We start from the raw sequence: 15069 nt of genomic DNA on the forward strand, positions 1-15069 counted from the left end.
GTATTAGGCACGCCGCCAGCGTTCATCCTGAGCCAGGATCAAACTCTCCAATAAAGTTAGTTTGTCTAGCATCTAAAATAAAAATTGACGTTTCACGTTGTTTGTTTCGTTTAGTTTTCAAAGTTCAACATCGCGTTTCAGCGACTTTTATAATATATCATAGTATATTATTTTCGTCAACAAGTTTTTTCGATAAGTTATATCTCTCATTTGCTGACTCTGCCTATTATATAGGCTTTCTTTTCCCTATGCAAGTATTATTATAAAAAAATAAAGAGAGGGAAAATCCCCTCTCTTATTCTTCTGAAGAAACCTCTTCACTCGTTTCTTCCTCTTCATCTTTTTGTGCTTTTGCTACCGTCGCTACCTCTTGGTCTTCCTCTAATCGAATTAGACGAACACCTTGTGTATTACGTCCCATTTGAGAGATTTGATCAACTGGCATACGAATAATAACGCCTGCCGCTGTAATTAACATAATATCTTCTTCACCTGTCACAGATTTAACAGCTACTAATTTACCGTTCTTATCTGTAATGTTACAAGTTTTCAGACCTTTACCACCGCGACTTTGCAGACGGTATTCATCAATCGGTGTACGCTTTCCGTAACCATTTTTCGTTACAATTAGAACATTTACATCCTCTTCGACAATTTCCATACCTACAACTTGGTCTTCATCGCCCAACGTAATAGCTTTAACACCTGCAGCATTACGTCCCATAGAACGAACATCTTGTTCATTGAAACGAATTAGCATACCGTTACTTGTCCCGACAATAATATCCTTATCACCCGATGTTAAACGTACAGATATTACCTCATCCTCTTCACGAAGAGAAATTGCAATTAAACCATTTGTACGTATATTTGCAAATGATGAAAGTGGCGTTCTCTTAGAAACCCCTTGTTTTGTCGTAAAGAATAAGAACTGATCGTCACCAAATTCACGAATCGGAATAATAGCGTTAATCCACTCACCCTTATCTACCCCTAATAGGTTAATAATTGGTAGTCCTTTTGCAGTACGACTATACTCTGGAATTTCATATCCTTTCGTACGGTATACTTTACCCTTGTTTGTAAAGAATAAAATATGATCATGAGTAGACGTTGTTAATAAATGTTCAACAAAGTCATCATCATTCGTACCCATTCCTTGCACACCACGTCCCCCACGGTTCTGTGTTTTGTACGTAGAAGCTGGTAACCTCTTAATATAACCGTTATGAGTTAACGTAATCGCAATGTTTTGTTCAGGAATTAAATCTTCATCTTCAATAAATTCCATACCGCCAATTGTAATTTCTGTTCGTCTCTTATCATTGAAACGTTCTTTTACTTCTGTTAATTCTTCACGAATAATCTCAAGAACTTTCTCTTCATCTGCTAAAATCGCTTTTAATTCAGCAATTAACTTCATTAAGTCTTGATATTCTTGCTCAATTTTTTCACGTTCTAATCCAGTTAAGCGTTGCAGACGCATATCTAAAATCGCTTGCGCTTGTTTTTCACTTAAACCGAAACGTTCCATTAAGCCTTGCTTTGCAATATCTGCCGTTTTTGAACTACGAATTAACGTAATTACTTCATCAAGATGATCTAAAGCAATTCGTAATCCTTCTAAAATATGAGCACGTGCTTCTGCTTTTTCTAATTCATAAGCAGTACGTCTACGAATTACTACCTTCTGATGCTCTAAATAATGATATAGATTTTGTTTTAAATTTAGTACTTGTGGCTCTCCATTTACAAGAGACAACATATTAATACCGAAACTCGTTTGAAGCGCTGTATGTTTGTATAGATTGTTTAATAGTACGTTTGCATTAGCATCACGACGTACTTCCATGACAATACGCATACCATTACGATCTGATTCATCACGTAAATCTGTAATACCTTCAATTTTCTTATCGCGAACTAATTCTGCGATTTTTTCAATTAATCGTGCCTTATTAACTTGATAAGGTAGTTCAGTTACGATAATAGATTGTTTACCGTTTGACTTCTCTTCAATTTCAACCTTAGCACGAAGCATAATGGAACCGCGACCTGTTTCATAAGCTCTTCGAATTCCACTTCTTCCTAAAATTAAACCTGCCGTCGGAAAGTCTGGACCGGGAATATATTCCATCAATTCCGCGATAGTAATATCAGGATTATGACTTAATGCCAGCACACCATCAATTACTTCGCCAAGCTGATGCGGCGGTATATTTGTTGCCATACCAACAGCAATACCTGTTGTACCGTTTACTAATAAATTAGGGAAACGCGCTGGTAATACTATCGGTTCTCTTTCGGAACCATCATAGTTATCTTGATAATCAATTGTATTTTTTGAAATATCACGTATTAATTCCATAGAAATCTTAGACATTCTTGCCTCTGTATAACGCATTGCCGCTGCTGAATCTCCATCTACAGAACCGAAGTTACCATGCCCATCTACAAGCATATAACGTTGACTAAAATCTTGCGCCATACGTACCATTGTTTCATAAACGGCTGAATCACCATGAGGGTGATACTTACCGATTACTTCACCGACAATACGTGCTGATTTCTTATACGCTTTATCAGCTGTAATTCCTAAATCATTCATCGCATATAAAACCCTGCGATGTACAGGTTTTAACCCATCACGAACATCTGGTAATGCACGAGATACGATAACACTCATTGCGTAATCTAAAAATGAGGTACGCATTTCATGACTAATATTAATTTCTCGAATTCGTGCTTGTTGTTGATTGTCTGACATCAACGAGCACCTCCTCTTACATTTCCGTTACACATACATTGATTTATATGTAGAAGACAGGAATACTTAGATTCCTGTCATTACTCATTTAAATATCAAGGTTCTTCACGTATTTTGCATTCTCTTGAATAAAGTTACGACGTGGTTCCACTTTATCACCCATTAAAATTTCAAACGTTTCGTCTGCTTCTATTGCATCTTGAAGAGAAACTTGAAGTAACGAACGTACTTCTGGATCCATTGTCGTCTCCCATAGCTGAGTTGGATTCATCTCTCCAAGACCTTTATAACGTTGAATTCCTGGTTTTGGCTGGGCCGGTAGCTCAGCTAATATTTTTTCAAGTTCGTTATCATTATAAGCATATTGAATTTTTTTACCTTGTTGTATTTTAAACAAAGGTGGTTGTGCGATATATATATATCCACACTCAATTATTTGACGCATATAACGATAGAAGAACGTTAATAATAGGGTACGAATATGCGCACCATCAACATCGGCATCGGTCATAATAATAACTTTATGATAGCGTGCTTTTTCAATATCGAAGTCTCCACCAATATTTGTACCAATCGCCGTAATAATTGTACGAACTTCATCATTTGATAAAATCTTATCTAAGCGTGCCTTTTCAACATTAATAATTTTACCCTTCAGCGGTAAAATTGCTTGGAAATGACGATCGCGTCCTTGTTTTGCAGATCCACCGGCAGAGTCACCCTCTACGATGTAAATTTCACTAATTGCTGGATCTTTCGAAGAGCAATCAGCTAATTTACCAGGTAAACTTGAAACTTCTAACGCACTCTTTCGACGTGTCAATTCACGCGCTTTTTTCGCAGCTACACGTGCACGTGCAGCCATCGTACCTTTTTCTACAATTTTTCGCGCTACATTAGGATTCTCTAGTAAGAACTTTTCAAATGCCTCTGAGAATACAGACTCTGTAATCGTTCTTGCTTCACTATTCCCAAGTTTTGTCTTCGTTTGTCCTTCAAATTGTGGATTTGGATGCTTAATTGATACAATTGCTGTTAAACCTTCACGAACATCCTCACCAGTTAAATTACTGTCCGCATCTTTTAAAATGCTGTTTTTACGACCATAGTCGTTGATTACACGAGTTAAAGCTGTCTTAAAACCTACCTCATGTGTACCACCTTCATACGTATGGATGTTATTCGTAAATGAGTAAATATTATTTGTGTATCCCTCGTTATATTGAAGAGAAACCTCAACCTGAATACCATCTTTTGAACCCTCTACGTACACAGGCTCTTCATGAATTGGTTGTTTTGAGCGATTTAAATGCTCAACGTATGATTTAATTCCACCTTCGTAATGGAATTCTTTCTTTTGCTTATGTTCACGTTTATCTTCAATTGTTAATTTAATATTACGATTTAAAAACGCTAATTCACGCATACGAGTTGCTAGCGTATCAAAATCGTATACTGTTGTTTCTTGGAAAATTTCCGGATCTGGTTTAAACCGAGTTATTGTTCCTGTTTGATCTGTGTCACCAATGACTTTTAAATCCGCAACCGGAATACCTCTTTCGTATTTTTGGTAATGAATTTTACCTTCACGATGTACAAATACTTCTAGTTCTGTTGATAGAGCATTTACAACCGATGCCCCAACACCATGTAAACCACCGGAAACTTTATAACCGCCACCGCCAAATTTACCACCGGCGTGGAGAACAGTCATAATAACTTCTACAGCTGGACGTCCCATTTTTTCTTGTATACCAACTGGAATACCACGCCCATTATCCGTTACACGAATACTATTATCTTCTTCGATACTAACATTAATTTCATCACAATAACCTGCAAGTGCTTCATCAATACTATTATCTACGATTTCCCACACAAGATGGTGAAGCCCTTTTCCACTTGTAGATCCAATATACATACCAGGGCGTTTCCGAACTGCCTCTAGTCCTTCAAGCACCTGTATCTGACTTTCATCATATGCATTTTCTTGCATTTGCTTTTGTTCCATTGACACAAAGATCACCTACTTTTCCATTTAAACAGGGGTTATTCCCTATCTATTTCACAATCTACAGTGCCGTTCGTTACATGAATTGTTTTCGCTTCTTTTAATGTTTCGTGTTCAATTCCGTCGACACTCGTCGTTGTAACAAATGTTTGCACTTTTCCTTGAATTGTATTTAAAAGATGTGATTGACGATAATCATCTAATTCTGATAAAACATCATCCAACAAAAGGATTGGATATTCTTTAACCTCTGAATAAATCAATTCAATTTCAGCTAATTTTAGGGATAGTGCGGTCGTTCGTTGTTGTCCTTGCGAACCAAAGACTTGAACATTTTTACTATTAACGAAGAATTGTAAATCGTCACGATGAGGACCAATTAAAGTCGTACCACGGAAAATTTCACGTTGTTTCACAGATTGAAAACTTTCATAGTATACTTCTTTTATTTTCGACAAATCCATTGATTCTGATACATCTACACTTGGTTTATAGACAATTTCTAACTCTTCTAATCCACGGCTTATACCTCGATGAATTGGAGCTGCCCATTCCTGTAGCAAATGCAAAAATTCAAAACGTTTTTGCAGTATTCTCGCACCATGATCAATTAGTTGAAGTGTAAATACATCCAACATCGTTTCCTCATTCTTACTATTCCCTTGCATTTTTTTCAACAAGTGATTTCGTTGCGTGAGCACCTTTTGATATTGACTTAATTCATACAAATATACAGGAGCTATTTGTCCTAATTCCATATCTAAAAAGCGTCTTCTTACTTGAGGGCTTCCTTTTACAAGATTTAAATCTTCTGGGGCAAACATGACAACGTTCATCACGCCAATATATTGACTTAACTTTTGTTGTTCAAGTTGATTTAATTTTGCCTTTTTACCTTTTTTCGAAATATTTAATTCCAAAGACAAAGAACTGTTTCTTTTTTGTAATTTCCCTTTTATTTGACCAAAATCTTCATCCCAGCGGATAAGTTCGCGATCATTAGAGGTTCTATGAGATTTCGCCATCGCTAAAACATAAATAGCTTCCATCAAGTTTGTTTTCCCTTGTGCATTTTCGCCGATAATTACATTTACCTTATCTTCAAAGGAAAGCTCTAATTTTTCATAATTGCGATAGTTTTTTAATTGTATTTCTGAAATAAACAAAGGGCTCCCCCTTTATGCCTGAACTTGGAAAGTTCCGCTTCCTGGAATTTCAATAACATCATTCGCATATAGTTTGCGACCTCTTCTATTTTCAAGTTCGTTGTTCACGTACACTTCATATTCTTGTAAAAACCATTTTACAGCGCCACCTGTATCAATTACATCAGCTAACTTTAAAAATTGTCCTAGTGTAATATACTCTGTTGAAATTTTAATACGTTTCATAAAATCGCTCACTTTCTGAAAGTGTTCATTCTTTCATTGTACTAAATAAACTAGCATTAGGAAAGTAATACCCAAAAATCAAATAAGGGCCACTAGCATCTTTAAACTAGCAACCCTTATTCCTTACCTAGTAAGTACGAACCGGTAAAATTAATTGAATAATTGAATCATCATTTACTGTACGAATTAAGAACGGTCTCATCGCCCCAGTAAAGCTAACTTTAATCTCTGTACTATCCAAAGCTTTCAATGCATCCATCATATATTTTGCACTAAAAGATATTTTTAACTCTTCTCCATCTACTTTTTCACATTGTACTTCTTCGACAACTTTTCCGATTTCTGGTGAATTCGAAGAAATCTCTAGCATTTCTTGCTCTAAAGTTGATAATTTAACAACGTTATTGCGGCCATCTCTTGCTAATAGTGAAGCACGATCAATTGCTTGTAGGAATTCTTTTGTATTCACAAAAATATCCGTTTTACTCTCTGCCGGAATTAAACGTGTCGTATCAGGATAATTTCCTTCTAACAATCTTGAGAAGAATAATAAATGTTTTGTACGGAATAATACTTGATACTCCGTAATAACGATATCTACCATTTCTTCAGACTCATCTAAAATTTTACTTAATTCATTTAAGCTCTTACCTGGAATAACAACATTAGCTTGGAACTCATCTGCAATATTATGTCCTTCAATTTTTGCTTTTCGAAGTGCCAGTCTATGACTATCTGTTGCAATACAAGTTAACTCGCTGTTATATACCTTCCAGTTTACACCTGTCAAGATTGGTCTTGTTTCAGAAGTAGAAACTGCAAATACAGTTTGTCTGATCATATGCTTAAGTAAATCTGTTGGTATCTTAAATACATGATGTTCTTCAATCTGTGGCAATAACGGATATTCTGCAGAATCTAAACCATTTAAGTTAAACTCTGATTTTCCAGATTTTATTTTTGTCATAAAATGATTTTCCACAGAAATTTCGACAGTGTCTTTAGGTAGTTTTTTTACAATCTCACTAAAATATTTTGCTTGTAAAACAATGCTTCCTGATTGAGCTATTTCTACGATTTCTTTTCCATCTTCTTCGACTGGAATAAACGATTCAATAGAAATATCAGCATCGCTTCCTGTTAATGTAACCCCTTCTTCAGTAGCTACAACTTTAATTCCCGTAAGGATTGGGATTGTTGTACGAGAAGAAACTGCCTTCATTACATCTTGTACACCTCTTACAAGATAGTCTTTTTGTATTGTAAAACGCATAAAGAAAAACCTCCGGTAAGTATAAGATTTTATTTAATTAATAAGGATAAAAAATAGTAGTAATAGTAATAGGGCTTGTGGATATGTGGATAACCCCTCTAAAGGATGTAAAAACAGTCTATCTACATGTGGATAGACTGTGCGTAAAACAAGGTAAGTTATTCACACTATTCAGCTACTACTTTAAAATACCATTAATTTCTTCAACTTGCTTTTGTAATTGCGTATCGGTTTTTAGTAGTTTAGAGATTTTTTCATGGGCATGGATAACTGTTGTATGATCACGTCCACCAAATTCTTCACCTATTTTTGGTAAAGATGAATCTGTAAGCTCGCGTGATAAATACATTGCAATTTGGCGAGGAAACGCAACTGATTTTGTACGTTTTTTCGCTTTAAAATCTTCTAATTTCACTTGATAAACGTCCCCGACAGCTTTTTGAATATCATAAATAGAGATAATTTTCGGCTTAGAATTTGGAATAATATCTTTAAGTGCTTCAGCTGCTAAATCAGCATTAATATCTTTATTAATTAAAGATGAATAAGCTACAACTCGGATAAGTGCACCTTCTAATTCACGAATATTTGAATCAATTTGATTTGCGATATAAAGCATAACTTCATTTGGTATATCAAGCCCTTCAGCTTTTGCTTTTTTGCGTAAAATCGCAATTCGTGTTTCTAAATCTGGCGGCGTAATATCTGTAATGAGTCCCCATTCAAAGCGGGAACGAAGACGATCTTCTAAAGTTGGAATTTCTTTTGGTGGTCGATCACTAGAAATTACAATTTGTTTACTTTCTTCGTGTAATGCATTAAATGTATGGAAAAACTCTTCTTGAGTTTGTTCTTTTCCAGCAAGAAATTGAATATCATCTATCAATAAAACATCTACGTTGCGATATTTATTACGAAAATCAACAGCTTTATTATCACGAATAGAGTTAATAAATTCATTTGTAAATTTTTCTGATGATAAATATACAACTTTTGCATTTGGATTATGTTCAATTACATAATGACCAATCGCGTGCATTAAATGCGTCTTTCCAAGTCCAACGCCCCCGTAAATAAAGAGTGGATTATACGCTTTAGCTGGCGCCTCAGCTACAGCTAATGAAGCTGCATGGGCAAAACGGTTACCAGAGCCAATAACAAATGTATCAAATGTATATTTTGGATTTAACATGCTCTGTGGTAAATGAGCTGAATCATCTTGTGCTGGATTCGGCTTAACTGGAGGAAGATCAATGTCCTCTTCAGCTTGACTTTGGGGAATAATAAAGCGAATTGCTAATTTTGCCCCTGTTAAATCGTATAGTGTTTCTGAAATTAATTCAGAGTAATGAGATTCTAGCCAGTCACGAGCAAATTCATTTGGAGCTGTAATCGTTAATACGTCTTTCTTCAAGTTATGAGCCGTTGTGGATTTTAACCATGTCTCATAACTAGGCTTGCTTACCTTTTTTTCTAATTCTTTTAAGGCACTATTCCATAAATCAGAGATATTTTCCAAAGGTGTCCCTCCTTTACTAAGTTGGTAAAAGAATAAGGTTGCGCAACAAATGTACAACCCAATAAATATAAAATGTATATTTATACGAAACGTATTTTAAAACCTAAAAACGTCGTTTGTATATGAGATAGGGTTTTCGACAAAAAAAGCAAATGTGGACAACTATTTACCCACATGTGATTAAAACTGTCCACATGTTATACACAAATTGTGGATAAAATAAAGATGTGGAAAACTTATTCAAAGTGAAAACACAACTATAATATCAAAAAAAAGTGGCTATAGCAATGAATTTAAGAAAGTTATCCACAAAATCAATACCTTGTGGAATAAACTTGTCCACAACACGATATACTGTGTAAAAGTGTGAAAAAAGTTTGTGGATATAAAAAACATGAAAAAACATTTATCCACAAGGAAATATAGGTGCTGTGAAAAAGTATGTGAATAGGTTCAAAATGAATATTTGATGAAAATTTCTAGAACCATTGACATTTTCCTAGTTGATTAACTATAATTTATAGGACTGTCTTTAACAGATATTCCTCAGGGAGGTGTCATATAATGAAAAGAACTTACCAACCAAATAAACGTAAGCGCAGCAAAGTACATGGTTTCCGCAGCCGTATGAGCACAGCGAACGGACGTAAAGTGCTAGCAGCTCGTCGTCGTAAAGGAAGAAAAGTATTATCTGCGTAGACCACTGATCGTTCAGTGGTCTTTTTTTCTAATAATAGTGAATTTCCGCTGATGAAATACAGGAGTGTCAATTGATATGAAGAAAAAACATCGTATAAAGAAGAATGATGAATTCCAGGCGGTTTTTCAAAAAGGAAAATCAAATGCGAATCGTCAGTTTGTTGTATACCAATTAGATAAAGAAGAACAGCCAAACTTTCGCATCGGCCTTTCTGTTAGCAAGAAAATAGGAAATGCAGTAGTTCGTAATCGAATTAAGCGCATGATTCGTCAGGCTATTACAGAGTTAAAAGATGAGATAGATTCTGGAAAAGATTTTGTTATAATAGCAAGGAAGCCTTGTGCAGAGATGACATATGAAGAAGTAAAGAAAAGCTTAATTCATGTCTTTAAACGCTCTGGTATGAAAAGAATAAAAAAGTAGCGTAAGGAAATGAATTACACTATATACATACCGATACAAGGAGGAGTAGGCTTTGAAAAAGAAATTAGGTTTACTAGCCATGCTTATTGCATTAATGGCGATTACTGCTGGCTGTAGTGAAGTAAATCAGCCAATTACACCAAAAAGCACTGGAATTTGGAATGAATACTTCGTATACCCGCTTTCTCAGTTAATCACGTATTTTGCAAACTTATTTAACAGTAATTATGGTTTAGCAATTGTTGTTACGACTCTTATCATTCGTTTTGCGTTATTACCATTAATGATTAAGCAAACGAAGAGTACGAAAGCGATGCAAGCGTTACAACCGGAAATGGTGAAGTTAAAAGAGAAATATAGCTCTAAAGATCAAGCGACACAGCAAAAACTGCAGCAAGAAATGATGCAGTTATACCAAAAGAATGGTGTAAATCCATTAGCTGGTTGTTTACCAATCTTTATTCAAATGCCAATTCTGTTCGCTTTTTATCATGCAATTATGAGAACAGCTGAAATTAAACAACATAGTTTCTTATGGTTCGATTTAGGACATGCAGACCCATTCTATATCTTACCAGTCGTTGCAGCAATTACGACATTTATTCAGCAAAAGCTTGCAATGGCAGGAACAGCTGGTCAAAATCCACAAATGGCAATGATGCTTTGGCTTATGCCGATTATGATTTTAATCTTTGCAATTAACTTCCCAGCTGCATTATCACTTTACTGGGTTGTTGGTAATATCTTTGGTATTGCTCAAATGTACTTTATTAAAGGGCCAGAGATTAAGGCTAGTAAGGCTGGTAAAGCTGGAGGCTCAAGCAAGTGAGTGTAATTACTGCTAAAGGACAAACAGTCGAGCTGGCAGTAGAGGATGCTTTAAGGCAATTAAATACATCAAAAGATCGAGTAGATATAAATATTGTCGATGAGGGTAAAAGGGGATTCTTAGGTTTATTTGGGAATCGCCCTGCAGTAGTAGAAGTTGCATTGAAGAAAGATCCAATTCAAGAATGTGAAGAATATTTAAGAAATGTTATTCACGATATGGGTGTGGAAGTTGAGATTAGTAAAATTGTAAAAGGACGCGAAATCGAATTTACAATTTCTGGTGATGATGTAGGTGTTTTAATTGGGAAAAGAGGTAATACATTGAACTCTTTACAGTATTTAACAAAACTTGTCGCGAATCGTAACACGAAGCAGTATATCGGTATTACACTAGATGCTGAAAATTATCGTAGTAAAAGAAAAAGTACTTTAGAATCACTTTCTTATCGATTAGCCAAACAAGTATTTAATACGAAAAAAAGAGTTATTTTAGAACCGATGCCATCTTTTGAACGAAAAATTATTCATCAGGCATTATCAAATCATCAAGGTATCAATACAACTTCTGAAGGAAATGAACCACATCGGCATGTTGTAATATCTCCTAAATGACCGGTTGCTCAAATGAGTGCCGGTTTTTTTTGAGCGAAAAATAGATGTGGATAACTAAAAAAACACTAAACTTATCCACTGTGTATAAGTTTAGTGTTTTTTACATGGGGATATAATAAAATGAGTTATTCTTCTTTTGTAGATAGGTTCGTTATGGTATCCTAATAATTTAGTGAAAGAAATAATCATGTTGAAATAGAGATAAATAAGCAAGTGAGGTGAAAGGACATGGAATTTGATACAATTGCTGCGATTTCCACAGCGCTTGGAGAGGGTGCAATTGCCATTGTTCGAGTAAGTGGGGATGATGCGGTTGAGAAAGTTGACCGTATTTTTAAGGGGAAGGATTTAACAGAGGTTCCTTCTCACACTATTCATTATGGTCATATTGTTGATTTAGATACAAATCAAGTTATTGAAGAAGTTATGGTGTCTATTATGCGCGCACCAAGGACTTTTACACGTGAAAATATAGTGGAAATTAACTGTCACGGTGGACTTGTTTCAGTAAATAAAGTATTGCAACTTATTCTAGCACAAGGAGTACGATTGGCAGAACCGGGCGAATTTACAAAACGTGCTTTTTTAAATGGACGTATCGATTTATCACAAGCAGAAGCGGTTATGGATTTGATTCGAGCAAAAACAGATCGTGCAATGAATGTAGCAATTAATCAAATGGAAGGGCGATTATCTAAATTAATTGGTCTTTTGCGTCAAGAAATATTAGAAACATTAGCTCATGTTGAGGTAAATATAGATTATCCAGAATACGATGATGTAGAAGAGATGACACATAATATTTTAATTGAGAAAGCGACGCATGTTCGTTCGGAAATCGAAAAAATATTAGAAACATCAAAACAAGGGAAAATTTTACGTGAAGGTATTGCTACAGCAATTATCGGTAGACCTAATGTTGGGAAATCATCGTTATTAAATAGTCTTGTTCAGGAGAAAAAGGCAATTGTAACTGATATTGCAGGAACAACTCGTGATGTTATTGAAGAGTACGTTAACGTGCGTGGTGTACCTCTTAAACTTATAGATACAGCCGGTATTCGGGAGACGGAAGATGTTGTTGAACGAATTGGTGTGGAACGTTCAAAAGAAATGATGAGCCAAGCGGATTTAGTATTAGTTGTTGTCAACTATAGCGAGGCTTTAACAAATGAGGATGAAGATCTATTCCGTGCGGTACAAGGAAAAGACTTTATTGTTATTGTGAATAAGACGGATTTACCGCAAGCGATTGATATGGAACGTGTTACAGAGTTAGCCGCGGGAAATCTTGTTATTACAACATCCTTAATTGAGGAACAAGGAATAGATGAACTCGAAAAGGCAATAGCTGATTTATTCTTTGAAGGAACAATCGATTCTGCAGATATGACATATGTTTCTAATGCAAGACATATTGGATTATTAACACAAGCAGGAAAAACAATCGGTGATGCAGTTGAGGCGATTGAAAATGGTGTACCAATTGATATGGTACAAATTGATTTAACAAGAACGTGGGAAATACTTGGTGAAATTACTGGGGACACAGTGCATGAAAGCTTAATTGACCAGTTGTTCTCTCAATTTTGTTTAGGAAAATAATATAGTGAAGTTGTAGAAAGATAGAGATTATTAGGAGGAATAAACAATGGGATACAATGCCGGTTCATACGATGTCATAGTAATCGGTGCAGGTCATGCAGGATGTGAAGCTGGTCTTGCGGCAGCACGAATGGGCTCAAAAACATTAATGTTAACAATTAACTTGGATATGGTAGCATTCATGCCATGTAACCCTTCTGTTGGTGGACCAGCAAAAGGGATTGTTGTTCGTGAAATTGATGCATTAGGCGGAGAAATGGGACGTAATATTGATAAAACTCATATTCAAATGCGTATGCTAAATACAGGTAAGGGACCAGCCGTACGTGCACTTCGAGCACAAGCTGATAAATTCTCTTACCAACATGAATTAAAGAAAACAATTGAAGAAACACCAAACTTAACGTTGTTCCAAGGAATGGTAGAGCGTTTAATCGTTGAAGAAGGTGTATGTAAAGGGGTAGTTACACAAGCGGGTGCAGAATATACAGCAAAAACCGTTGTAATTACAACTGGAACATTTTTACGCGGCGAGATTATCATGGGCGACTTAAAATATTCAAGCGGTCCAAATAATCAGCAACCGTCTATTACATTATCTGAGCATTTAGAGGAGCTTGGTTTTGATCTTGTTAGATTTAAAACAGGGACACCTCCGCGTGTAAACAGTAATACAATTGACTACAGTAAAACAGAAATTCAACCAGGTGATGATAAGCCACGTGCGTTCTCTTTTGAAACAACGAAATTTATTATGGATCAAATTCCATGTTGGTTGACATATACAAGTACAGAAACACACCGTTTAATAGATGAAAATTTACATCGTTCAGCTATGTATTCTGGTATGATTAAAGGAACAGGTCCTAGATACTGTCCTTCTATTGAAGACAAAGTAGTAAGATTTAATGATAAACCACGTCATCAAATTTTCTTAGAGCCAGAAGGGCGTAATACACAAGAAGTATATGTACAAGGTTTATCCACAAGCTTACCAGAAGATGTACAACGTGACATGCTTAGAACAATTCCAGGCCTAGAAAATGTTGAAATGATGCGTACAGGTTATGCAATTGAATATGATGCAATTGTGCCAACACAACTATGGCCAACACTTGAAACGAAAAAGATTAAAAATTTATATACAGCAGGACAAATTAATGGAACTTCTGGTTACGAAGAGGCGGCCGGACAAGGGCTTATGGCTGGAATTAATGCAGCATGCCGTTCTTTAGGTAAAGAAGAAGTTGTTTTAGGTCGCGAGGATGCTTATATTGGTGTCTTAATTGATGATCTTGTAACGAAAGGTACAAATGAACCATATCGTTTATTAACGTCTCGTGCAGAATACCGTCTATTATTACGCCATGATAATGCTGATCTTCGTTTAACTGAAGTTGGTCGTGAAATTGGATTAATTAAAGAAGAGCGCTATGAGCGATTTACAAATAAAAAATTACAAATTGAACAGGAAAAGGAACGTTTAAGCAGCATTATTATTAAACCACGTCCTGAAGTTCAAGAATTAATTCGCAATATTGGCGGAAGTGAATTGAAAGATGGAATACGTGCAAGTGACTTATTACGTCGTCCAGAGATGACATATGAGCATATTCATCTTTTAGTACCAAGTGAAGTAGAATTAAGTGATGAAGTTAAAGAACAAGTTGAAATTCAGATTAAGTATGAAGGGTATATTGAAAAATCTTTACAGCAAGTAGAGCGTATGAAGAAAATGGAGAGTAAAAAAATCCCTGTAGATATTGATTATGATGCGATTTCTAGCCTTGCCTCAGAAGCTAGACAGAAATTGAAAGATGTTCGTCCACTTTCAATGGGGCAGGCTTCACGTATTTCTGGCGTAAATCCAGCGGATATTTCCATTTTACTTGTGTATATAGAACAAGGAAAAATTGCACGCGTATCGAACCAATAAA

The 15069-nt window shown here is 35.6% G+C and carries 12 protein-coding genes; 6 read left to right on the plus strand and 6 right to left on the minus strand.

The window, feature by feature from the left end; genetic code table 11:
* Positions 1 to 295: 295 nt before the first annotated feature.
* From gyrA to dnaA, 6 genes are all read right to left on the minus strand, one after another.
* Complete coding sequence (gyrA, locus tag ACTFRH_RS18265; RefSeq protein ID WP_001282864.1) at positions 296 to 2767, minus strand: DNA gyrase subunit A; 2472 nt, start codon at positions 2765 to 2767, stop codon at positions 296 to 298.
* A gap of 88 nt (positions 2768 to 2855) precedes the next feature.
* The gene (gene gyrB, locus ACTFRH_RS18270) at positions 2856 to 4778 is read right to left on the minus strand and encodes a DNA topoisomerase (ATP-hydrolyzing) subunit B (protein WP_000435983.1); all 1923 of its coding nucleotides are present in this window, start codon (positions 4776 to 4778) and stop codon (positions 2856 to 2858) included.
* 38 nt (positions 4779 to 4816) lie between these two features.
* Positions 4817 to 5944 carry a DNA replication/repair protein RecF gene (recF, locus tag ACTFRH_RS18275; RefSeq protein WP_000470744.1) on the minus strand — a complete coding sequence of 376 codons (1128 nt, stop codon included), beginning with the start codon at positions 5942 to 5944 and terminating at the stop codon, positions 4817 to 4819.
* Between the two features lie 12 nt (positions 5945 to 5956).
* The gene (yaaA, locus tag ACTFRH_RS18280; protein WP_000821364.1) at positions 5957 to 6169 is read right to left on the minus strand and encodes a S4 domain-containing protein YaaA; all 213 of its coding nucleotides are present in this window, start codon (positions 6167 to 6169) and stop codon (positions 5957 to 5959) included.
* A 127-nt stretch (positions 6170 to 6296) separates the two neighbouring features.
* Positions 6297 to 7442, minus strand: a complete 1146-nt coding sequence (gene dnaN / locus ACTFRH_RS18285) for a DNA polymerase III subunit beta (protein ID WP_001212884.1) — start codon at positions 7440 to 7442, stop codon at positions 6297 to 6299.
* Positions 7443 to 7620: 178 nt separating this feature from the next.
* A complete protein-coding gene (dnaA, locus tag ACTFRH_RS18290; RefSeq protein ID WP_000428017.1) occupies positions 7621 to 8961 on the minus strand; it encodes a chromosomal replication initiator protein DnaA in 1341 nt (446 codons plus the stop codon).
* 564 nt (positions 8962 to 9525) lie between these two features.
* Between dnaA and rpmH the strand changes: the two genes are divergently transcribed.
* The 6 genes from rpmH (at position 9526) to mnmG (ending at position 15068) form a co-directional block, all read left to right on the plus strand.
* On the plus strand, positions 9526 to 9660 hold the full coding sequence (gene rpmH, locus ACTFRH_RS18295) for a 50S ribosomal protein L34 (RefSeq protein ID WP_000831901.1): 135 nt from the start codon (positions 9526 to 9528) through the stop codon (positions 9658 to 9660).
* A 76-nt stretch (positions 9661 to 9736) separates the two neighbouring features.
* Positions 9737 to 10084, plus strand: a complete 348-nt coding sequence (gene rnpA / locus ACTFRH_RS18300; protein ID WP_000726618.1) for a ribonuclease P protein component — start codon at positions 9737 to 9739, stop codon at positions 10082 to 10084.
* Positions 10085 to 10136: 52 nt separating this feature from the next.
* Complete coding sequence (spoIIIJ, locus tag ACTFRH_RS18305) at positions 10137 to 10913, plus strand: YidC family membrane integrase SpoIIIJ (RefSeq protein WP_000727734.1); 777 nt, start codon at positions 10137 to 10139, stop codon at positions 10911 to 10913.
* Positions 10910 to 11527, plus strand: coding sequence for an RNA-binding cell elongation regulator Jag/EloR (gene jag, locus ACTFRH_RS18310; RefSeq protein ID WP_000111511.1), 618 nt, complete (start codon positions 10910 to 10912; stop codon positions 11525 to 11527). Before spoIIIJ ends, jag begins: the two co-directional genes overlap by 4 nt.
* 228 nt (positions 11528 to 11755) lie before the next feature.
* Positions 11756 to 13132: a tRNA uridine-5-carboxymethylaminomethyl(34) synthesis GTPase MnmE gene (gene mnmE / locus ACTFRH_RS18315; RefSeq protein WP_440048790.1), complete on the plus strand. Its 1377-nt coding sequence runs from the start codon at positions 11756 to 11758 to the stop codon at positions 13130 to 13132.
* Positions 13133 to 13178: 46 nt separating this feature from the next.
* On the plus strand, positions 13179 to 15068 hold the full coding sequence (gene mnmG / locus ACTFRH_RS18320) for a tRNA uridine-5-carboxymethylaminomethyl(34) synthesis enzyme MnmG (protein ID WP_000541054.1): 1890 nt from the start codon (positions 13179 to 13181) through the stop codon (positions 15066 to 15068).
* Position 15069: the final 1 nt, after the last annotated feature.

The organism is Bacillus cereus group sp. MYBK216-1, assembly GCF_051916495.1.
Lineage (GTDB): Bacteria > Bacillota > Bacilli > Bacillales > Bacillaceae_G > Bacillus_A > Bacillus_A thuringiensis_K.

What these genes read in the sequence shown, in the direction of transcription:
- gyrA (WP_001282864.1), bottom strand. Translation starts at nt 2,767, where the DNA reads ATGTCAGACAATCAACAACAAGCACGAATTCGAGAAATTAATATTAGT.
- gyrB (WP_000435983.1), bottom strand. Translation starts at nt 4,778, where the DNA reads ATGGAACAAAAGCAAATGCAAGAAAATGCATATGATGAAAGTCAGATA.
- yaaA (WP_000821364.1), bottom strand. Translation starts at nt 6,169, where the DNA reads ATGAAACGTATTAAAATTTCAACAGAGTATATTACACTAGGACAATTT.
- dnaN (WP_001212884.1), bottom strand. Translation starts at nt 7,442, where the DNA reads ATGCGTTTTACAATACAAAAAGACTATCTTGTAAGAGGTGTACAAGAT.
- rpmH (WP_000831901.1), top strand. Translation starts at nt 9,526, where the DNA reads ATGAAAAGAACTTACCAACCAAATAAACGTAAGCGCAGCAAAGTACAT.
- rnpA (WP_000726618.1), top strand. Translation starts at nt 9,737, where the DNA reads ATGAAGAAAAAACATCGTATAAAGAAGAATGATGAATTCCAGGCGGTT.
- mnmE (WP_440048790.1), top strand. Translation starts at nt 11,756, where the DNA reads ATGGAATTTGATACAATTGCTGCGATTTCCACAGCGCTTGGAGAGGGT.
- mnmG (WP_000541054.1), top strand. Translation starts at nt 13,179, where the DNA reads ATGGGATACAATGCCGGTTCATACGATGTCATAGTAATCGGTGCAGGT.